We start from the raw sequence: 20,474 nt of genomic DNA, 5'->3' as shown, positions 1-20,474 counted from the left end.
GTTAGGTTTCAAAAGAACAGGGTCAGGTTCACTCCCCCTCACCCGCACCACTGCCTCTCACACGGCACCCCATCCCCGTCGCCATCCATCTCGGTATTCGGGCAGTGCTGGATGAAGTACGTCGCCTCCGCGCACGAGCGCATCTGCGAGCAGTGCCTTCGCCCGTCGCAGGTGTAGGCCGGCGCGGGTGCGGGAAGCGCGCGTGCCGGGGCCTGCCGGGCGGCGGTGCCGCTGGCGACGACAGGCGTCGCGGCGGGCGGTGCGGGCGGGTTGAATTGGCGGTAGGCGCCCCAGGCCGCGAGACCGAGGATCAGCAGGACGACCAGGCTTTTCATGGTGTGCCCTCCCCTGCAGGCAGCGTGGACAGGACGAATCCGGATGCGTCGGCGGCTACGGTCTGCCGGCACGAGGGATAACGGGCGCAGCCCCAGAACGGGGCGCGGGTGGCGCGGTTCGCGCGCTGGACCATGGCGGTGCCGCAGCGCGGGCAGTCGGGCGTTGTGGCGTGGCGCGCGCCGGCTGCGGCGGCTGCGGGGTCGTCGTTGGCCTCCGTCCGCAGGGGCGCGGCGGTGTCCGCCGCGGACGGCTCGCCCTGCACGCGCCGCACCATCGCCAGCAGCGCCGGCCCGTCGATCAGGGTGATCGGCTTGCCGGCGGCGAAGCGCGCCGCGTCGGGGGTGAAGCCGCCGAGGGCGGCGATCAGCACGGCATCGGCGCGGTGGTGCGCCAGCAGTCCGAACATCTCGCGCACGACGTTCACCGGCACCTGCTGGCGGCGCCATTGCTTGCACTGCACGAGGGTGCGCCTGCCGTCCCTGCGCAGGATCAGATCGATGCCGCCGTCGGCGCCGCCCAGCCCGGTTTCCTCCACGGCGTAGCCCTGCCGGCGGAAGGCCTCGCCGACGAGGCGTTCGAAATCGCGCCAGCCGATGGCGGCGAGGCTGTCGAGCCCGGTGCGGGTCTCGAGCAGGCGGCGGCGATGGCGTTGCTTCGCCCATGACACGAGTGCCGCCAGCCAGCACAGGCCGAGCACGACCCAGGCGAGCGGCGCGAAGGCGTGCGCCTGCTGGCCCATCGCCTGCCCGAGCGGGCCGCCGGCCTGCCCCGGCCACCAAGCGATGCCGTGGCGGATCGCGACGAAGGCGACGACGCCCGCGCCCACGCCGACCGGCCAGGGCCATGCGGCCAAGGCATCCAATGCCCCCTGCTTCCCGCGTGCCATGCGGTTCCCCCTGCGGCGGACCATACCGCTGTCCGGCGGGCGGGGTCATCACGCGCGGCAGCATCAGGCTGGACGGTTCGGACCGCGCTTCGCGCGCTCACCCCCATCCCAACCTTCCCCCGCAAGCGGGGGAAGGGGCAACCACGCGGGCGTGGCGCGAGCTTGGCTCCCTCTCCCGCGACGCGGGGGAGGGTTGGGGTGGGGGCGCGCTGCGCGGCACCCCCATCCCACGCCTCCCCGCAGGCGGGGGAAGGGACAGACCCGCTGGGGCGCGGCGCGGCCCGGGTCCGCGAGCGGTCGGCGACGGCGCCGTTTGGTCCACTCGTTCGGCAAGGATTTGCGCCTGTTGCCGCGGCGGCGGCGGCCTTAGGGTGCGGAGTCCACGGCACCGGTGCGGCGCGCCGGCCTCGACGGCGACCGGACGACGCAGCGCCGCCGCGCGCAGGCCCGGCACCTTCGCAGGACCGATCCAGGCAACAGCACCACCACCACACGAGGGAGACATCGATGTCCGATATCCGGACCGGGTTTGGACGCCATTCAACGGCCGCCGACGTCCTCGAAGGCGTCGATCTCGCCGGCAAGCGCGTGCTGGTGACCGGGGGCGCTGCGGGCATCGGCCTGGAGACCTCGCGGGCGCTGGCCAGGGCAGGCGCGGAGGTGCTGGTCGCGGTCCGCGATCCCGCCAGGGTCGCCGCCGCGGTGGCGTCGTTGCGGGAGGAGACCGGCAACCCGGCGATCGATGTCGCGCGGCTCGACCTGGCGGATCTGCGCAGCGTCGCCGCCTTCGCCGCGGGCTATCGCGGGCCGCTGCATGTCCTGGTCAACAACGCGGGGATCATGGCGCTGCCGGAGCTGACCCGGTCCGCGCAGGGCCACGAGCTGCAGTTCGCGGTGAACTACCTGGGGCACTTCGCGCTGACGCTGGGCCTGCGCGCGTCGCTGGCCGCCGCCGGCGGTGCGCGCGTGATCTGCGTCGCATCCAGCGGCCATCTGTTCTCGCCGGTGGTGTTCGACGACATCGGCTTCGACTTCATCCCCTACACGCCGTTCGGGGCCTATGGGCAGTCCAAGACCGCCGCCATCCTGGCCGCGGTCGGGATCAGCAGGCGCTGGGCCGACGACGGCATCCTCGCCAACGCGCTGCATCCGGGCGCGATCGCCACCGGCCTGCAGAAGCACACCGGCGGGCTGAAGACGCCCGAAGAGCGCCGCAAGTCGCCGGCGCAGGGCGCCGCCACGACCGTCCTGCTGGCCGCCTCGCCCCTGCTGGACGGCGTCGGCGGGCGCTATTTCGAAGACTGCAACGAGGCGGCGGTGGTGCCACGGCGCACCACGGAGTTCAGCGGATGCGCGCCCTACGCGCTGGACGCCGACAACGCGGAACGGCTGTGGCGGATGGGCGAGCGGCTGGTCGCGCAGGCCTGAGCCCCCGCGCGCCGACGCCTGTACGATCGTGCGCACCTGCGCGCGGTCGCGGCCGTGCCGGCTCCGCCGCACGCGCGGCCGGTCCTAGACTGTCCGCCGGCGCACCACCCCGCAGGAACGACATGGCCGTCGGCGGCCCACGCCCGCTTTCCATCGATCGGCAGTCTCCGGTTCCGCTGGCGGAGCAGATCCGGCGGTCCATCGCCGCGGGCATCGAGCACGGCACGCTGCAGCCGCACAGCCGGCTTCCCTCCTGGAAGGACCTGGCGGCACAGCTCGGCGTGTCGCGCGGCACGGTCCAGCGCGCGTACGAACAGCTGATCGACGCGCGCATGATCGTCTCGGCCGGCGCCGGCGGGACGCGCGTGGCGGGTCGCGCACCGCCACGGCCGTCGCCCGATACGCTGCCTGCCCCCCTCGCCGGGCAGCCGTTCTCCGGCGCCGCGGTCGACCGGCCGCTCGTGTTCCAGATGGGACTGCCGAGCGGCTCGGCCTTCCCTGCGCCCCTGCTCTCCCGGCTGCGCCGGAAGGCGGTCAGGCGCGCCTGCGAAACCCTGGCCGCCGCGCCCGACCCCACCGGCGAGGCCGAGCTCCGGGCGCGCATCGCCGCGCACGTGGCCATCGTGCGCGACATCCAGTGCGCCCCCGAGCAGGTGCTGGTGACCTCCGGATTCTCCGGCGGGCTGGGCCTCGTGCTGCATGTGCTGGGGCTCGCCGGCAAGGCGGTCTGGACGGAGGAGCCGGGCTTCCCGCGCTCGCGCCGCGCGCTGGCGCTGGCCGGCGCCCGCCCGGTGCCGGTGCCGGTCGACGCCGACGGCATGGACGTCGGCGACGGCATCGCACGCCATCCCGACGCGGCCGCGGCCCTGGTGACCGCCGGGCAGCAGGCGCCGCTGGGCATGCCGATGTCGCCCGAGCGCCGGCATGCGCTGCTGGCGTGGGCGGCCACGCGCGGGGCCTTCGTCATCGAGGACGACTACCTCAGCGAGCTGCAGCTGGAGGGACGCGCGGCGCCGGCGCTGGCGTCGCTGGACCGGCACGGCCGGGTGATCCACATCGGCTCCTTCAGCAAGACCCTCAGCCCGACGCTGCGGCTGGGCTTCGTCGTCGCGCCGCCGGCGCTGCGGATGGCCCTCGCGGAGGCGGCGGCCATGCTGGCGCCGGCACCGGGGCAGGCCCTGCAGTGGGCGCTGGCCGAGTTCATGGCGCAGGGCCACTACCTGCGTCACCTGCGCCGGACCAAGCGCCTGTATGCCGAGCGCAGCCAGACCGTACTGGCATGCCTTGAGCAACGCGGCCATCGGGTGCAGGCCAGCGGCCTGGCGGTGCTGCTTTCGCTGCCGGCGGACGCGGACGACGTCGAGCTGGCGCTGCGCGCACGTGCGCACGGCCTGGCGCCGGCACCGCTGTCGCCCTGGTACGCGGGTGCTTCCCTGCGCCGGGGGCTGCTGCTCAACGTCGCCACGCTGGACGAGCTGTCGGTCGCGGAGGCCTGCGACCGGCTGTGCGCGGTGCTCGACCGGCGCGGCCGGGACTGAGCGCGCGGACCTAGCGTTTCGGCGGCGGCGCGATGCCCAGTCGCCGCGCGCTGCGCGCCAGGTTGGCGCGATCGACCCTGAGCGCCCGCGCCGCGGCCGCCCAGCGGTAGCCGTGCCGTTCCAGCGTTTCGCGGATCAGGCCTTCCTCGTAGGCGTCCACGGCCTGGCGCAGCCCCAGCGCCGGCGGCTCCGGCGCGCCCGCGGCGGGCGGCGGCGCTGCGTCGACGCCCGGCACCAGGCTCAGGTCCGCGGCGGTGACGGTGACGATCCGCGGCCGCTGCGGCTGGCGGCCGAGCGCCTTGACCACCGCGCGGCCGATCACGTGCTCCAGTTCGCGCACGTTGCCGGGCCAGTCGTAGCCCAGCAACGCGGCCTGCGCAGGCGGATCCAGCCGCAGCCCGCCCAGTCCAAGCCGCGAGCGCGCCTCTTCGAGAAATCCCCCGGCGATCATCAGCACGTCGCGGCCGCGCACGCGCAGCGGCGGCACATGCAGCGGATAGACGCTCAGGCGGTGGTAGAAGTCGGCGCGCAGCCTGCCCCGGCGCACCTCGTCGGCCAGGTCGCGGTTGCTTGCGGCAATGACGCGGACATCGACGCAGTGCTCGCGGTCCGAGCCCAGGCGCTGCACGTGGCCATCTTGCAGCGCACGCAGCAGCTTGGCCTGCGTGGCCAGCGGCAGCTCGCCGACCTCGTCGAGGAAGAGGGTGCCGCCGTCGGCCAGTTCGAACCGGCCCCTGCGATCGGCGCCGGCACCGGTGAAGGCACCGCGCACGTGACCGAACAGCTCGCTCTCCACCAGCGTATCGGGAAGCGCGGCGCAGTTGACGCTGACCATGCGGCGCCCGGCGCGCGCCGAGGCCGCGTGCAGCGCCTGCGCGACCAGTTCCTTGCCGACCCCGGTCTCGCCCTGGATCAGCACGCATAGGTCGCTGGGGCCGGCCAGCTCGATCTCCCGCTGCAGCTGGCGATGCGCGGCACCGGCGCCGATGAGCCGGCGCCGCGGCGGCTCGCCGCCGGCGTCGCCCGACGCGCGCGCGAGCTCGGCCTGCTCGGCCAGCTGATGGATGCGCGCGGCGACCGCGACGGAGGCGGACGCCAGGCTGGCGAACGCCTGCAGCAGGTCCAGCTCGACTGCGGAGAAGCGGTCGCCTTCGAGCGCGTCGAGGGTCAGCAGGCCCCACGGCCGGTCGTGGACGCGCAGGACGCAGCCCAGGCAGTCGTGCACCGGCAGGTGCCCGTGCAGGCCCTCCACCAGCCCGTCGTAGGGATCGGGCAGCGGGCTGTCCGCCTCGAAGCGCACCGGCCCGGCGTGCTGCAGCAGGATCTCGAAGCGCGGGTGGTCGGCGACGCGGAAGCGGCGGCCGAGCGTGTCGGCGGTGAGGCCGTCCACCGCCAGCGGAACCAGACTGTCGCCGTCCAGGCGCAGCAGCGCGGCGGCATCGCTGGGCAGCAGCGCGCGCAGGCCCTGGAGCAGGCGCCGGTAGCGTTCCGCGTCGGGCAGGTCCTGGGCCAGGTCGGCCATCAGGGGGAGCAGCGCAGCGAGCTGGCGGGGGCGTGTCATTTCGACTCCGGCGAAGTCACTTCGACACCTGCACAGCGTGTCGGAACGACTCCGAAGCACCAGTAAGTGATTGATGGGACGAACGCCCGGACCTGGCACGACACCTGCTGGAGAAGAGCACCCCCACCCCGACACATTGCCATGCTTTCCGAGACCGACCGCGCCATTGTCACCTCCACCGTCCCGCTGCTGGAAGCCGGCGGCGAAGCGCTGATCACCCATTTCTACGCCAGCATGCTGGCCGAGCACCCCGAGGTCCGCCCCTATTTCAACGCCACCCACCAGGCCAGCGGCGACCAGCCGCGCGCACTGGCCAACGGCGTGCTGACCTACGCACGCAACATCGACCGCCTGGCCGCGCTCGGCCCGCTGGCCACCCAGATCGTCAACAAGCACGTGGCCCTGCAGATCCAGCCGCCGCACTACGCCATCGTCGGCACCTGCCTGATCCGGGCGATCGCCGACGTGCTCGGCCCGGAGGTCGCCACGCCCGAGGTGCTGCGGGCCTGGACCCTCGCCTATGGCCAGCTCGCCGACATCCTGATCGAGGCGGAGGGCCGCCGCTACGACGAACAGGCGGCCGCCGCGGGCGGGTGGCGCGGCGAGCGCGCGTTCCGCATCACCGCCAGGGTGCGCGAGTCCGCGGAGATCACCTCGTTCCACCTGGCCGCGGCCGACGGCCAGCCGGTCATGGACTTCCTGCCGGGCCAGTACATCGGCATGCGGCTCCATGTGGAGGGCGAGGAACTGCGCCGCAACTATTCGCTCTCGGCGCCGGCCAACGGGCGCTCCTACCGCATCAGCGTCAAGCGCGAACCCGGTGGCGTGGTCTCCAACTACCTGCACGACCACAGGCACGTGGGCGACGTGCTCGACCTCAACGCGCCCAGCGGCGCCTTCACCCTGGCGCCCGGCGACCGGCCGATCGCGATGATCAGTGGCGGCGTCGGCATCACGCCGACCCTGCCGCTGCTGCACCAGGCGCTGGCGACCGGACGCCGCATCACCTTCATCCACTGCGCGCGCAGTGGCGAGGTCCATGCCTTCCGCGAGCACATCGACGCGCTCGCGGACATGCATCCACAGCTGACCCGCCGCTACTGCTACGAGCAGGCCGCCGTCGGCCACCCGGCGCCGGACCGCCTGGGCCTGCTGGATGCCCGGGCGCTGGAGGACTGGCTGCCGCCGGAGGCCGACGGCATCCGGGATATCGATGCCTATTTCCTCGGGCCCAAGCCCTTCATGCGTGCCATGCGCGGCAACCTGCGCCGGGCCGGGGTGCCGGATGCGCAGGTGCACTACGAGTTCTTCGGACCGGCCACGGCACTGCAGTGAGCGTCGGCGTCCCGCGCGCGGGGATCGGTCCATGGCGCGCGGGAGAACTTGGTCCTATGGAGGCATCGATCCGGTCGCTAGGATGCGGCCCGCTCCCACCCAGGCGGCGATGCGGCGCATGCGATGCGCCGCTGCTCCAAGGCAAGGACCGCATGCGGATGCCACCGCGTGCCGCGCACTTCCCTTCCTCCCGCCCTTCTGGTCGCAATCCATGTCCCACGTCCTGTTGATCAACGCCAGCCCCAGGGGCATGGCCTCCCCCGGCACCAGGCTCGCCACGCGGCTGGCGAGCGATCTCGCCGCGAATGGCGCGCTGTGCACGCGCGATCTCGAGGCCACGCCGCTGCCGGCGCTGACCGCGGACTATGCCGCGGCGCTGGTCCGCACGATGCCGTTCGACGCGCCGGTGTTCGCGGCGTCCGAGGGGCTGGTGCAGGAGCTCGAGGCCAGCACCGCGCTGGTCATCGCCACGCCGGTGCACAACTTCACGGTTCCGGCTGCGCTGAAGCTCTGGATCGACCACGTGCTGCGGCGCGAGCGCACGTTCGCCCACGTGGAGGGGCGCAAGGTCGGCAGGCTCGCGGACCGGCCGGTGTTCGTCGTCGCCAGCAGCGGCGGCTACATCCAGGGGCCGCGGAAGAACCAGGACGACTTCTTCAGCGACTACCTCAGGTGCGTGCTCGCCACGCTGGGGCTGCACAGCGTGCGCTTCGTCTACCTCCAGGGCCTGGCCACGCCCGACGGCATGCACGTGCAAGCGCAGATCGACCGCGCGACCCAGGATCTTGCCGACGTCGTCGCCTGCGATACCGTCCTCTAGCACCCGGGGCACCCGCCCACTCCCGGGCAATGCGCCGCAGGCAGTGGACGGGCTTCGCGCCTCCCACCCCGGCCTTTCCCGCGTGCCGGAAGAGACAGGGGCAGAAGCGGCGTGGGCTGGTGCGTCTCCGAAGGGTGCGCCTTCGCCGGCGATGCCCCTCAGCCCTACGCCGCCCGCCACCCCTGCACGTGCTCGACGCCGAACCGCATCGCCGCCGGCAGCTCGAAGATGAAGTAGGGGTTGATGCCGGGCGGGCGGCTCGCGGCGTCCAGGCGCTGCTGCTGGTCGGGCGTCAGCGCCACGGCGAGCGAGGCGATGTTCTGGGTGAGCTGCTCGACGCGGCTGGCGCCGATCAGCACCGACGACACGCCCTGCCGCTGCGCCACCCAGGCCAGCGCGACCTGTGCGGGCGTACGGCCGACCTCCTCGGCCACGCCGCGCAGGACGTCGACGATGTCGAAGTTGCGCTCGGTGAACAGCATCCCGCCGAAGGGGTTGTCGCCGTGCAGGCGGCCGTCGTCCCTGGGCCGCGCGTGTCCCGCGGCCTCTCCGTCCGCCGGCAGGCCGGGCGCGCGCGTGCCGTGCGCCAGCATCTCGCGGCCGTACTTGCCGGTGAGGAGGCCGCCGCCCAGCGGGCTCCAGGGCATCAGGCCCAGGCCCAGCGCATTGCCGGCCGGCAGGATCTCCAGCTCCACGCCGCGGTCGAGCAGCGAATACTGGTACTGCAGGCCGATCGGCGCCGGCAGGCCGTGCGCCTGCGCCAGCGTGGCGACGCGGGCGACGTACCAGGCCGGCGTGTTGGAGAAGCCGTAGTGCAGCAGCTTGCCGGCCCGCACCGCGTCGGCCAGCGTCTGCAGCACGGCCTCGGGCGGGGTGACTCGGTCCCAGACGTGCATCCAGTACAGGTCGATGTAGTCGGTGCGCAGCCGGCGGAGCGATTGCTCCAGCGCCAGGCGGATGTTCCTGGCGCCGTTGCCGCCGGCGTTGGGGTTGCCCGGCTGGCGTGGGAAGCCTGACTTGGTGCCGACCACCAGGCGGTCGCGCACGCCGGCGTCGGCGATGAAGGCGCCCAGCAGTTCCTCGCTGCGCCCGCCCGAGTAGAGGTCGGCGGTGTCGACGAAGTTGCCGCCGGCATCCACATACGCATCGAACACCGCGCGCGAGGCGGCCTCGTCCGAGCCCCAGCGCTGCGCGCCGAAGGTCATCGTTCCCAGCGCGAGCGGGCTCACCAGCAGGCCGGAGCGGCCGAGGCTGCGGTAGTGGGTCAGGTCCATGTAGATCTCCTCGGGTCTTGGGCCGCAACGGCTGCGCGGCCGGAATTCGCAAGGCTATGGGCCGGGGTGGGTTGGGATTAGCCGTTGCCGCCGGCATGGGCCTGTGAGCAGAATGCAGCAATGCAGCGGCGGGACCTCAACGATCTGGCGGCCTTCGCCGCCGTGGCGCGCGAGCGCAGCTTCACCCGCGCCGCCGCGGCGCTGGGCCTGTCGCCCTCCGCGCTCAGTCATGCGATGCGCGGGCTGGAGGACCGTCTCGGCGTGCGCCTGCTGGCGCGCACCACCCGCAGCGTCGCGCCCACCGATGCCGGCGAGCGCCTGCTGCAGTCGCTCGAGCCGGCACTGGCCGAGATCGAGCAAGGCCTGCTGGCGCTGGGCGAATGGCGCGGGACGCTGGCCGGCAGCGTGCGCCTCACCACCTTCTCCTACGCCGCGCTGATGGTGCTGGAACCGAAGCTGCCCGGCTTCCTGCTCGCCCATCCGGGGGTGCAGGTGGAGGTCAGCATCGACAACGGCCTGACCGACCTGGTGGCGGAAGGCTTCGATGCCGGCATCCGCTTCGGCGAGCACGTGGACAAGGACATGATCGCCGTGCGGGTCGGCCCGGACCTGCGCACGATCGTGGTCGGCACGCCCGACTACTTCAGCCGCCACCCGCCGCCGCGGACGCCGGCCGACCTGGAGCGCCACGCCTGCATCGGCTACCGGCTCAAGAGCACCGGCGGACTGCTGCCGTGGGAGTTCGAACACGACGGCCGCGACATCAACATGCGCGTGCGCGGCCCGTTGATCGCCGACGAGGTGTCGCTGGCACTGGCCGCCACCCGCGCCGGCGTCGGCCTGGGCTACGTGCTCGACCACGAGGTCGCCGAAGACCTCGCCGCGGGCCGCCTCGTGCAGGTGCTGGACGCCTACTGCCCTACCTTCCCCGGCTACCACCTCTACCATCCGAGCCGCAGGCAGACTCCGCCGGCGCTGCGCGCGCTGATCGATTGGTTGAAGGTCGACGGCTGAAGCGCGGGCCGCCGCGGGGGACAGCGCGGCGGTTGTCGGGCGTCTCTCTCCCGCGAAGGGAAAACGGGCGAAGCCGAGCGACCTGGCTCCCTCTCCCGCGACGCGGGGGAGGGCTGGGGTGGGGGCGCGGCGCAGCCGCGGAGCGTTCCAGCTCGTCGGAAGCAGCGCGCGCTGCGCGCCTCACCCCCATCCCAGTCTTCCCCCGCAAGCGGGGGAAGGAGCAAAAGCCGAAGCGCCGGGCGAGGAAACTGGTGATGCCTCCTCCCGGCGGCAGTCGCTTCAGGCGGCCGCGTCGCCCGGGCACAGCACGTAGCGCACCTCCGGCGGCCCCGCCCAGGCCTCCGCCAGCGCCCCGAGCGGGAGCACCGTCACCGGCGCATCGAAGCCCGCGGCGTGGCTCGCCTGGAGCAGCTCGCGGGCGCCGGCGACCATCTCGGCGACGGCGACGCTGCCGATGCCGCATCCGAGGAGTTCCAGCCCCGAGCTGCGGAGCGCGTCGGCGCGCAGGGCGACCGTCTCTCCGGCCGCATTGCCGAGCTGCACATAGCGCAGGCGCGGTTCGCCGCGGCCCGAAGCACGGTCGCGCGTGGCCGCCGTTATCACCCGCTGCCCCGGCTCGCCCCAGATGAAGTCGAGCACCACCTCGACGCCGCGGCGGAACTCGGCATGAAGCGCGGCATCCGCAGCCTCGTCCAGCGCGATGCAGGCATTCGCATCCAGTCTTTCCAGGCGGGCGCGGTTGCGGCCGACGGCGATCACGCGGCCTGCGCCGAAGTGGCGGGCGATCTGCACGGCCATGCCGCCGGCGATGCCGGATGCTCCGTTCACCAGCACCGTCGAGCCCGCTTCGAGCGGCACCCGGCGGCTCAGCGCCGTCCAGGCGGCAAGCCCGCCGGTGGCCACCGCCACGGCGCGCGTGTCGGAGAGGTCGTCGGGCACCGGCACCATCATCTCCGTCCCGACCAGCGCGCGTTCGGCCAGCGAACCGAAGGGCGCCTTCGGGAACAGGAAATACACCCGCCTGCCATCGGCCGTCGTGCCGACGCCGTCGACGCCCGGCACGAAGCCGGCCTGCGCGGCGCTGGTGTAGTGCCTTCCCGCCGCCAGCGCACGGACGATCGGACTCAGCGGGGCAGCATGCACCCGCACCACGGCCTCGCCGACCGCAGCGACCGGCTCGCGGAACTCGGCGTAGCGCGGCGGCGTTCCGAAACTCTCGACCACTGCAGCCTTCATGTGGATCTCCACCGTCCCGGCCCATCGCCGGCGACAGGACGATAGAAGCCACGCACGCCGGCTTCTCTAGCTGACAGTGCGGAAGTGCTTCGTTATCGTCCCGCGCGTGGACCCGCTGTCCGACATCCTGTCCCTGCTCAGGCCGCGCAGCTACATCACCGCCGGCTTCGATGCCGGAGGCGACTGGCTGTTGCGCCTCGACGACCTGCACGGACGCATCAAGTGCTACGCCGTGGTCCGGGGCAGCTGCTGGCTCGAGGTGGAGGAGGACGCCGCCGGGGCGGTCCGGCTCGACACCGGCGACTGCTTCGTCCTGCCCACCGGTCGCGCTGCCCGCATCGGCAGCAACCTGACGCTGACGCCGGCCCGCGCGAGCGAGGTGCTCGCGCCCGACCGCGACGGCGGGACCGTCGTCTACAACGGCGGCGGCGACGTGCTCCTGGTCGGCGCCCGCTTCGAGCTCGGCGGCCAGCATGCAGCAGGCCTGCTGCGGAGCCTGCCGGCGGTCATCCACCTGCATGCGGCACGCGATCAGGCGCTGCTGCGCAGTTCGATCGAGCTGATGATGCAGGAGCTGCAGGACCGCGAACCCGGCGCCTCGCTGATCGCCCAGCACCTCGCCCACATGATGCTGGCCCAGACCCTGCGCCTGTACCTGGCGCGGCAGTCGGGTACGGGCATGGGCTGGTTCGCCGCGCTGGCGGATCCGCATCTCGGCGCGGCGCTCGGCGCGATACACGCCGATCCGGCCCGCGACTGGACGCTGGAGAATCTGGCCCGATGTGCCGGCCAGTCGCGCACGGTGTTCGCCCGCCGCTTCCGCCAGGTCCTGGACGAGACGCCGATCGCCTACCTGACCCGGTGGCGGATGCTGCTGGCGGCCGAACGCCTCCTGCAGGGCCGCGAGCCACTGGCCCGCATCGCGCAAGCCGTGGGCTACGACTCGGAGAATGCGTTCAACACCGCGTTCGCGCGCGTGATGGGCGACTCGCCGCGGCGTTACGCGTCCGCGCGACGCGCGGTGGACTGACCTCGGCGCACGGCGGCCTGGCTGCCGCCCCTGCCGTCGTGCGCACGCGGCATCTTCGCCCCGCGCGCTGGCGGATGGACGCGGGCGCGTAGGTGCGTCGAGCGTGCCCCGACGTTGCCTGGCGCAGGTCGTACGGGCCACTGCGGCACTCGGCAGGCCGGGAGTCGATTGCGACCCTCATGCCCGCTACTGGATCGTGACCACCCTCACCTCGGTACGCGCGCAGGCGTCGTCGAGGCAGGTGCCGTTCAACCAGACCTGGCCGCGGCCGATCATCACGCCGTCCTGGTTCACGAACAGGTCCCCGAACTCCTGCGCCGCCACGGCATCGGCGACGTCGGGGGTCACGATTGCGTCGTAGTCGCGCAGGAAGGCCTCGGCGTCGGCGACCTCCCTGCCGGCGCCGACGCGGAGCGGAAAGCGCAGGTACTCGACCACCGCCGTGCGGTCGTCGGCCGTCACCGCCGCCTTGAAGCCGTCGAACACCGCCTCGTACTGCCCGGCGTCGCCCAGCAGCGTGTCGATGCGGGCGCGGGTGTCGTCGGGCGATGCGGCGCCCGCGTCGTCAGGCGACGTCGAGGCCTGGTCCGGCGCGACATCCGCATCGGCGGGCGCCTGCGCGGCGCGGCGATCGACGCCGGGCATCGGGACCCCAACGGCGGCAGGCGCCTCGGCTTCGACGGACGTGGGCGGCGTGCCGCCGCACGCGGCGATCCACGACGCGCAGGCCAGCAGCAGGGGGACGATCAGCAGGCGGTTCGGACGCATGGAAGCTCCTGTCGGGCGGAGGGCGGATGCAGTCCTACCGGTGCGGTGCTGAAGAGACCGGCAATGCCTCGGTCCCGCACGCACCGCTTACCCTGGCCCGGCACCTGCAGGTAGCGCGCGCTGCGCCGTTCCGGCCGCCGGATCGACGGCCGGCGGCAGGCGCCGGGGTGGACGGGGGTCAGGCAGGAGAAGGCGCGGCGAGCTGGCGGTCCAGCCACGCGTAGGCGTGGGCGCGTTCGCCTGGCGGCAGTGCATGCGCGCCGCCGCCTTCGGCGAAGTACCGCACGTCGAGCCGGTCGCCGTGCGGGCCCCAGGCCGGCCGGGCGTGCGCCTCGATGGCACGGGTGTCGGCGACGTGGGCACGGCTCCACCCACGCTGCGTCGCGTCGTCGCCGCCCCATTCCCACAGGCCGCGGGTCAGCAGCATCGGCCGCGGCGCGATGGCGGCGAGGAAATCCGCCGTGGTGCCGACGCGCAGCAGCCCGGGCAGGGCGCCAAGCGGCGAACGTGGCCTGGGCGCGTGCTCGTCGAAGAACGCTTCCAGTCCAAAGAACCCGCATGACGACACCCCACAGGCGATCCTCGGGTCGCAGCACATGGCGTAGATCAGCGCATTGCCGCCCGCCGAGTGCCCGATCGCGCCGATGCGGGCGGCATCGACCTCCGGCATCGCAGCGAGGACGTCGACGGCGACCATGAGGTCGTAGGCCTCCTTGCCGAAGCCGGTGCGCCCCGCCATCAGCAGTTGCCCGAGGCGGTGCCCGAGCAGGGCTTCGTCGCGGGCCGGGTCGATGGCATCGGGGCCGTTGTCCGGCCGGCGCCGGCGCTCGGCGTGATAGAAGCGGTCCGGGCACAGCACCACGTAGCCGCGACGAAACAGGTCGAGTCCCTGGAAGAACTGGGCATCCCCGGCCAGACCCGCCGGTTCCGCCTTGCCGATGTGCGTGTGCGCGCCGTCCTGGTGGATGGCCAGGATCGCCGGCCGCCGCGCGCCGCGACCGAGCGGCGGCCGGAAGAGCCAGGCGCGGACGCGGTCCTCCGGCTGCCCCAGCACGCCGGCCGGTTCGGCCAGGTATTCGATCAGCGCGCGCGTGCCTCCCTCCACGGGCACCGTCTCCAGGACGCGCCACGCCGGCGTCGGCCGACGCGGCATGTCGCCCAGCAGGGGCAGGAGGGACGAGCGCGGCGCGATCGCGCCGGCGCGGCGCACGCCGGAGCCGGACGACGCGGATGCCAAGTCGATCCCGAGGGCGGTACCGAGCGGTGCCGCGAACATGAGCGCGAGGAGGTCGCGGCGGGTATGCATAGCGGCAGGCTCCGGTCTTTCCCAGCTTCGATGCTGGCCGCAGGGCAAGGGTTGACGGGCCTGCTGCCGTGCCGACGGACGGCCGCGGACCGCGACCAGGCCTCTGCGCGCTGCGGCACGCGCGCCGGCGCGGCCGTCCGCATCCTGCCGATTCACGAGCGCCGCGGTCGGTCCCGGCGCACGTCCTACCCCAGACGCCGGCTCAGCCAGCCGTGGATCAGCCCGGCCTGGAAGAACTGCACCGGGTCGCCGAAGCCGCCGGCCGCGATGAGGGCGGCGACCTCGGCCGGCGGCAGCACGGCCACGTCGCGCGCGTAGGCCTCGCGGATGCGCGCGAGCGCCTCCAGCGGAACGTCGGCGGCGGCCATCATCCGCATCCACGCGGGCAGCAGGATGTCGTAGGCCGGCGCGGCGGTGTCGGCGGCGAGGTCCGAGCTCGCCAGCAGCCCGCCCGGGCGCAGGCGCGCGGCGATGCCGGCGAAGAACGCCGTGCGCGCCGCGCGGTCGACGATGAACTGGGAGACGAGGAAGCAGGTCGCCGCGTCGTACGGGGCGCCCGCGGGCAGCGAATCGAGGAAGCCGCGGTGGAAGTCGCAGCGTCCGGCGATGCCCTCCGCCTCGGCGCGCGCGCGGCAGGCCTCGAGCATGGCGCCGGAGGGCTCCACCGCGGTGAAGCGCCAGCCAGGGAAGGCCTGCGCCAGCCGCGCCATCTCCGCGCCCGTGCCGGCGCCGACGCACAACACCCGCGCCTCGGCCGGCAGCCCGGCGAGCAGCGGTTCGAGCAGGAAGTACAGGCACTCGCGGATCGCCGCGGTCTTCGCCCACTGCCGGTCATAGCCGGCGGCCTGCTGGTCGAACAGGGAGACGAGTTCATCGGGCTGCATGCATGGCTCCGGTTGCGGTGCGGCGGCGCGCGATGGGATCGCGCCGCGGAGCATCCAGCATGCCTGGAGGGTCAAGCCCGACGCCGAGCCAGCGGCGCTGCGACAGGCCCGATGCTCGCGTCCGCCCGCTTGCAGCCCGCAGGCGGCCTGCGGCTCAGCGCTCTGTCGCAGTGCCTTGCCGCCCCCACGGTGCCAGCACGCCGAGCACGGGGGCGCGCCAGGCGAGCGTCATGGCGACGAGGACGGCGGCGCCGGCCAGCGACATCACCCAGACCAGGGCGGCCATGGTCGCGTGGTCGGCGGCGAGGCAGAGCACCAGCGCCGTGCACAGGCCGAGCGCGCCGAGGGTGCGCAGCGTGCGCGCCACTGCAGGGGACGCGGCGCGGCCCCAGACCTGCTGCGCGTGCGCGGGCATGGCCAGCGCCAGCCAGCCCATGCCGGCGAGGCTGGCGAGCAGGGCGCCGGCGAGGAGCCAGCCGGCGGCGGCGCCCTCATGCATGGGCGGCACCGTGCGGAGGCGCCGCGAGCGGCACCGCCCTGGCGGCGCGGCGCCGCAGCGCGAAGGCGGTGGTGCCGGCGATCGCGGCGGTGGCGAGCAACGCCAGGTCGACGCCGGCGACCGGCCAGTAGCCGGCGGCCAGCGTGCGCAGCAGGTGGTCGCCGGTGGTGATCCAGTTCAGCACCGCGGCGGCGACGGCGAGCGCGGCGATCGCCCAGCACTGCTCGCGCCATGCGGGGTTCGTCAGGCCGCGCGCAACCGGCGCGCTGCGCAGGCCCGCATGCACCAGCGCCAGCGCCCAGGTGCCCCAGAACGCATAGCGCTCCCAGTCGCCGCGCGCCGGCAGGTCCTCGGGCAGCAGCCGGTTGGCGACCAGGATGCCGAGCGCGGCGGCGACCATGCCGGTGATCGTGGTCACCGCCAGCGCGTCGACCACGCGCGCGCCCTGGCTGCCGCGGGCGGCGTGCTGGCGCTTGCGCTTCTCGACGAAGAACACGAAGCCGGTGGCGATGCACACCGCGCCGAGCAGGCCACCCAGCACGTAGAGCCAGCGCAGCAGCCAGTGGCGGAAATGCTGCAGGTGCAGGCCGGTCAGGAACTCCGCGACCCTGCCGACCGCGCTGGCCGGCGGGTCCTCGCGCAGCAGCGCGCCGGTGTCGGCCTTGAAGTGGATGCCCTGCCCGACCAGCGCGATGCGGTCGGTGCCGGCGCGGTACACGCTCACGTAGCCGTTGGCGTCGCCGACGTGCTGCAGCACCAGGAAGCCGACGTCGCCGGCCATGCCGCGCGCCTCCCAGCGCCGCTGCGCCTCGGCCACCATCGCGTCGACGTTGGCCAGCCCCGCGGGCACGCCGGCGCGGCCGTGCGGCAGGCCGAGCTCGCGCGATTCGATCTCCGCATGCAGGTCGTGCAGGTCGTGGAGCTGGGTGTGGCCGACCGGAAAAAAGTAGGTCGCCGAGAAGATGACCAGCCCCGTGAAGGCGAAGAAGAAGTGGAACGGCAGCGCGGTCACGCCGGTGAGGTTGTGCAGGTCGAGCGCGCTGCGCAGGCGGCCCTTGCCCGGGCGGAAGGTGAACAGCTCGCGGAACAGCTTGCGGTGCATGACCACGCCGCTGACCAGCGCGGCCAGCATCACCAGCGCGGAGAAGCCGACGATCCAGATGCCGAGGTTCTTCCAGTCCAGGGTCAGGCTGTAGTGCATCGGGTAGAAGAACCCGCTGCCGACCTTGAGGCGATCGACCGGCAGCGGCGCGCCGTCACGCGGATCGATGGTGGCGTCGGCCCAGATCGCGTCGTCCGGGTCCTTCGCGTTCGGCACCTGGTAGCCGGCGAAGAGCTGCAGCACCGGGTCGCGGTGGGTGGTGTAGGCGCTCCAGCTGGCCACGGTGTCGAAACGCTCGGGCATCGGCCCGTCGACCCGCGGCGCCATCGCATCGATCGCCTGCTGCGTGGGCTGCATGCGCTCGAACGCCGGCCGCAGGATCGCCTCGTAGGAGGGCATCGGCTGCGGTTCGAAACGGGTGGACGGGATCGCCCAGCGGTCGATCTCGCGGTCGAACACCGACATCGCGCCGAAGAAGAAGGCGGCCATCAGCACGAAGCCCAGCACCAGGCCGAACCAAGTGTGCAGCCAGGCCATCGCCTGGCGGAAGCTCGGCGCGGCGGCGGAAAACGCGCTGGCGGCCATCAGACGATGCTCGCCTGGACCAGCGAGGCCGCGCCGGCCAGCAGCGCGCCGGTGCCCACCAGCGCCAGGCCGACCAGGCCGGGACGACGCGTCGCGAACGTCCACAGGAACACGCCGAGGAAGGCGAGCAGCCCGTTCGCGCTGGCCAGGAACTCCGCGTCGTGGAAATCCATCCCCGCCTTGAACAGCAGCGCGGCGCCGGCGGCGACCAGGCCCCAGGTGAAGGCGTAGCCGCCGAACACGGCGGCGCCGATGCGCGTGGCCGTGCGCAGGCGCGGCGAACGCGGGGGAGCGGACAGGGTGGCGGCGTGGGACATGGCGGCGGCTGGTCTTGGGCTCGGTGGATGGACGGCGGTCAGAACCGCCAGTTCAGGCTCAGCATGTAGTTGCGCGGGGCGCCGTAGTAGCCGCTGTAGCGCAGGGTGTTGATGTAGGTCTCGTCGCCGATGTTGTTGACGTTGAGGCGCAGGGTGGCGTCGGGCACGAAGTCCCAGGCGACGAAGCCGTTGAAAACCGCATAGCTGTCCTGGCGCACGGTGAAGCCGCTGGTCTCGACGTTGGAGATGTCGCTCTGCCAGCGCCCGCCGATGCCGAACGACAGCGCCTCGTAGTCGGGCATGCGCGCGCTCAGCATCAGGTTCGCCGTGCGCCGCGGCACCCAGCTGTAGGTGTCGTCGCCGTCCTGGCCGGTCAGCCGCAGCGCGGTGTAGCCGAACAGCAGGTCGACGTGGTCGTTGATGCGGCCGGTGGCCTCGAGCTCGACGCCCTTGGATTCGACGTCGACGCCCGTGTAGTAGAGCTGGTTGTTGTCGTTGTAGCCGGCGGCGGTGGCCAGCCCGTTCTGCTCGGCGCGGAACACCGCCAGCGTGGTCAGCAGGCGCCGGTCGAGCCACTCGGCCTTGGCGCCGATCTCGTAGTTCTTGCCCTGGGTCGGGTCGAGGTAGCGGCCTTCGGCGTCGGACTGGCTCTGCGGCTGGTAGATGTCGGAATAGCTGACGTAGCCCAGCACGCGGTCGGTGAAGTCGAAGGTCAGGCCGGCGTAGGGGCTGGTCTCGTTCTCGGTCTGGTTGAAGGCGACGCCGTAGTTGACCCCGTCGCGGTGGTACTCGGCGTAGTTGAAGCCGAGCACGGCCTTGAAGCGGTCGGTCAGCGACAGCCGGGTCGCGCCGTAGGCGCGCTTCAGGCGCTCGTTGAGGGTGCTGTAGACCGAATCCTCGCCCCACACCGGCTCGGGCACCACGTCGCCGTCCCAGGGGAAGGCCGGCATCGGCAGGTAGCCGCACACCACCTCGCCGCAGAGGGCGCCGGCGTACTCGTTGTTGGTCTGCTCGCTGCGCGACCAGCTCACGCCCAGCATCAGTTCCTGGTCGCGGCCGAACAGGTCGAAGTGGCCGTTGAGCGTGGCGGTGCCGAGGTCGGCCTCGAGCTCGTCGTTGCCGCCCCAGGGATAGCCGTAGAGGCCGAGGTTGGTCCCAGGCTCCAGGCCGGTGCCGGCGTAGTCGGTGGCGTAGAACAGCCGGTCGTCGTTGCGGATGTCGCGGCGGTTGTAGGTCAGCTTCAGCAGCCAGTCGGCACCGAGCTGGTGGGCGTATTCGACGAAGGCGGTCTGGGTGGTGGTGTCCCAGTAGGTCCAGTCCTGCGTGGTCGAGGCGCCGCGGTCCCATTCCGCCTGGGTGCCGTCGCTGTACATGAAGGCGAGCGCGCCCCACATGTTCCCGTCGGTGCGGGCGTCCTGCCAGGAGTAGCCGAGCGTCAGGGTGCCGTTGTCGCCGATCTGGCCGTCGACCACGCCGTAGATGAAGTCGCGCTCGTCCTCCTTGTCGCGCAGGTACGAATCGCCCTGCTCGTGGGCGGCGACGATACGCCCGGCCCAGGTGCCGTCGGCGGTGAACGGGGTCGAGTAGTCGACCTCGCCGCGCACCGTGCCCCACGAGCCCCAGCTGAGCCCGGCCTGGCCCTGCGCGGTGTTGGTCGGGCGCTTGCGCACGTAGTTGATGGTGCCGGCGGCGTTGCCCACGCCGGTGAGCAGGCCGTTGGCGCCGCGGATCACCTCGAGCTTCTCGTAGCCGAAGGTGTCCTGCGCGCCGGTGACGATGCCCCAGCCGTTGGGCAGGCCGACGCCGTCGATCTGGGTATTGGCGATGTCGAAGCCGCGCGCGGTGAAGTTGGTGCGGTTGGTCTCCCACTCCTCGACCTGGATGCCGGTGGCCAGGCGCAGCGCCTCGTTGAGGCTGTCGGCGCCGAAGCGCTGCATCTGCTCCTGGCTGACGACGCTGATCGACTGCGGCGTGTCCTTGATCGCGATGTCGAGGTTGGTCGCGCCGTTGCTGACGCGCTCGGCGCGCTGGGCGACGACCAGGATGGCGTCGAGCTGGGTCGGGCTCAGGTCGCTGTCCTCGACCGCGTCGGGGTTGCCCACCGTCTGCGGCGCCGCCATCGCGCCGGCCGGCACGGCGCCCAGGGCCAGTCCGATCGCCAGCGCCAGCGCGCGGCCTCCCGCGGGACGGGACGCGGCGGCGTGCGCGGATGCGGGGTGCGGGAAGCGGGCGGGCGTCGATGGCATGGAGCGGATGACCTTGCGGGGGTGCGTGGAAGACGGAAGGGTGCGAGGACGCCCGGCGGGCAGGACCCATCGGAGCGTTCGCGGCATGTGCAGTCGCCGCGGATCCGGCGGCCGATGACGCGTCGCAGCCGGCTGCGGACGTCGGTGGACGGGCGGACCGGAGCAGACGCCGGCCGCTCCGGACCGGTGAAGACTGCGCGTACATTAAATGCGAATTAGTCGCATTCTGCAACGAGGCCGGCGTTTCCCGGCAGGTGGCAGAGGCCAGAAGCGAAGCGCTTAGCCCCGCTCCCCGCTCCCCGCTCCCCC

Annotated in this window: 18 protein-coding genes; 6 read left to right on the top strand and 12 right to left on the bottom strand. The window is 73.0% G+C overall.

What is annotated here, in order from left to right; all coding sequences use genetic code 11:
* Positions 1–38 precede the first annotated feature (38 nt).
* Together KB893_RS02555 and KB893_RS02550 are read right to left on the bottom strand one after the other, a co-directional pair.
* Positions 39–335, bottom strand: a complete 297-nt coding sequence (locus tag KB893_RS02555) for an excalibur calcium-binding domain-containing protein (RefSeq protein ID WP_211925703.1) — start codon at positions 333–335, stop codon at positions 39–41.
* Positions 332–1,246, bottom strand: coding sequence for a restriction endonuclease (locus tag KB893_RS02550; protein WP_425491095.1), 915 nt, complete (start codon positions 1,244–1,246; stop codon positions 332–334). Before KB893_RS02550 ends, KB893_RS02555 begins: the two co-directional genes overlap by 4 nt.
* A 483-nt stretch (positions 1,247–1,729) precedes the next feature.
* Here KB893_RS02550 and KB893_RS02545 point away from each other — a divergent pair, with 483 nt between their 5' ends.
* Positions 1,730–2,650, top strand: coding sequence for an SDR family NAD(P)-dependent oxidoreductase (locus tag KB893_RS02545; RefSeq protein ID WP_211925701.1), 921 nt, complete (start codon positions 1,730–1,732; stop codon positions 2,648–2,650).
* Between the two features lie 122 nt (positions 2,651–2,772).
* The gene (gene pdxR, locus KB893_RS02540) at positions 2,773–4,188 is read left to right on the top strand and encodes a MocR-like pyridoxine biosynthesis transcription factor PdxR (protein WP_211925700.1); all 1,416 of its coding nucleotides are present in this window, start codon (positions 2,773–2,775) and stop codon (positions 4,186–4,188) included.
* 10 nt (positions 4,189–4,198) lie between these two features.
* On the opposite strand, the gene norR is transcribed toward pdxR, so the two are convergent.
* Positions 4,199–5,749 carry a nitric oxide reductase transcriptional regulator NorR gene (norR, locus tag KB893_RS02535; protein WP_211925699.1) on the bottom strand — a complete coding sequence of 517 codons (1,551 nt, stop codon included), beginning with the start codon at positions 5,747–5,749 and terminating at the stop codon, positions 4,199–4,201.
* 141 nt (positions 5,750–5,890) lie between these two features.
* On the opposite strand from norR, the gene hmpA reads away from it, so the two are divergent.
* Together hmpA and KB893_RS02525 are read left to right on the top strand one after the other, a co-directional pair.
* Entirely contained in the window at positions 5,891–7,084 is a 1,194-nt protein-coding gene (gene hmpA / locus KB893_RS02530) for an NO-inducible flavohemoprotein (RefSeq protein ID WP_211925698.1), read from the top strand.
* 211 nt (positions 7,085–7,295) lie between these two features.
* The gene (locus KB893_RS02525; RefSeq protein WP_211925697.1) at positions 7,296–7,904 is read left to right on the top strand and encodes an FMN-dependent NADH-azoreductase; all 609 of its coding nucleotides are present in this window, start codon (positions 7,296–7,298) and stop codon (positions 7,902–7,904) included.
* Between the two features lie 164 nt (positions 7,905–8,068).
* Here the strand turns inward: KB893_RS02525 and KB893_RS02520 are convergent, their stop codons facing one another.
* Positions 8,069–9,178: an aldo/keto reductase gene (locus tag KB893_RS02520; protein WP_211925696.1), complete on the bottom strand. Its 1,110-nt coding sequence runs from the start codon at positions 9,176–9,178 to the stop codon at positions 8,069–8,071.
* A gap of 120 nt (positions 9,179–9,298) precedes the next feature.
* Between KB893_RS02520 and KB893_RS02515 the strand changes: the two genes are divergently transcribed.
* Positions 9,299–10,192 carry a LysR family transcriptional regulator gene (locus KB893_RS02515; protein ID WP_211925695.1) on the top strand — a complete coding sequence of 298 codons (894 nt, stop codon included), beginning with the start codon at positions 9,299–9,301 and terminating at the stop codon, positions 10,190–10,192.
* A gap of 279 nt (positions 10,193–10,471) precedes the next feature.
* On the opposite strand, the gene KB893_RS02510 is transcribed toward KB893_RS02515, so the two are convergent.
* Complete coding sequence (locus KB893_RS02510) at positions 10,472–11,428, bottom strand: quinone oxidoreductase family protein (protein ID WP_211925694.1); 957 nt, start codon at positions 11,426–11,428, stop codon at positions 10,472–10,474.
* Positions 11,429–11,534: 106 nt separating this feature from the next.
* Here KB893_RS02510 and KB893_RS02505 point away from each other — a divergent pair, with 106 nt between their 5' ends.
* Positions 11,535–12,458 (top strand): AraC family transcriptional regulator, encoded by a 924-nt coding sequence (locus KB893_RS02505; protein WP_211925693.1) that lies wholly within the window; start codon positions 11,535–11,537, stop codon positions 12,456–12,458.
* A gap of 186 nt (positions 12,459–12,644) precedes the next feature.
* On the opposite strand, the gene KB893_RS02500 is transcribed toward KB893_RS02505, so the two are convergent.
* From KB893_RS02500 to KB893_RS02470, 7 genes are all read right to left on the bottom strand, one after another.
* Entirely contained in the window at positions 12,645–13,226 is a 582-nt protein-coding gene (locus KB893_RS02500) for a hypothetical protein (protein ID WP_211925692.1), read from the bottom strand.
* Between the two features lie 178 nt (positions 13,227–13,404).
* Positions 13,405–14,532, bottom strand: a complete 1,128-nt coding sequence (locus tag KB893_RS02495; RefSeq protein ID WP_211925691.1) for an alpha/beta hydrolase family protein — start codon at positions 14,530–14,532, stop codon at positions 13,405–13,407.
* A 185-nt stretch (positions 14,533–14,717) separates the two neighbouring features.
* Positions 14,718–15,416 (bottom strand): class I SAM-dependent methyltransferase, encoded by a 699-nt coding sequence (locus KB893_RS02490; RefSeq protein WP_211925690.1) that lies wholly within the window; start codon positions 15,414–15,416, stop codon positions 14,718–14,720.
* Positions 15,417–15,570: 154 nt separating this feature from the next.
* A complete protein-coding gene (locus KB893_RS02485; RefSeq protein WP_213173400.1) occupies positions 15,571–15,915 on the bottom strand; it encodes a DUF3325 domain-containing protein in 345 nt (114 codons plus the stop codon).
* Complete coding sequence (locus KB893_RS02480; RefSeq protein WP_211925688.1) at positions 15,908–17,602, bottom strand: PepSY-associated TM helix domain-containing protein; 1,695 nt, start codon at positions 17,600–17,602, stop codon at positions 15,908–15,910. Before KB893_RS02480 ends, KB893_RS02485 begins: the two co-directional genes overlap by 8 nt.
* Positions 17,602–17,919, bottom strand: a complete 318-nt coding sequence (locus KB893_RS02475) for an iron uptake protein (RefSeq protein WP_211925687.1) — start codon at positions 17,917–17,919, stop codon at positions 17,602–17,604. Before KB893_RS02475 ends, KB893_RS02480 begins: the two co-directional genes overlap by 1 nt.
* A gap of 38 nt (positions 17,920–17,957) precedes the next feature.
* Positions 17,958–20,165: a TonB-dependent siderophore receptor gene (locus KB893_RS02470; RefSeq protein WP_246505264.1), complete on the bottom strand. Its 2,208-nt coding sequence runs from the start codon at positions 20,163–20,165 to the stop codon at positions 17,958–17,960.
* Positions 20,166–20,474 lie beyond the last annotated feature (309 nt).

It is taken from the genome of Coralloluteibacterium stylophorae, assembly GCF_018122625.2.
GTDB lineage: Bacteria > Pseudomonadota > Gammaproteobacteria > Xanthomonadales > Xanthomonadaceae > Coralloluteibacterium > Coralloluteibacterium stylophorae.
Note: the sequence above shows the minus strand (reverse complement) of the source record. Positions and strands in the feature narration are given on the sequence as shown.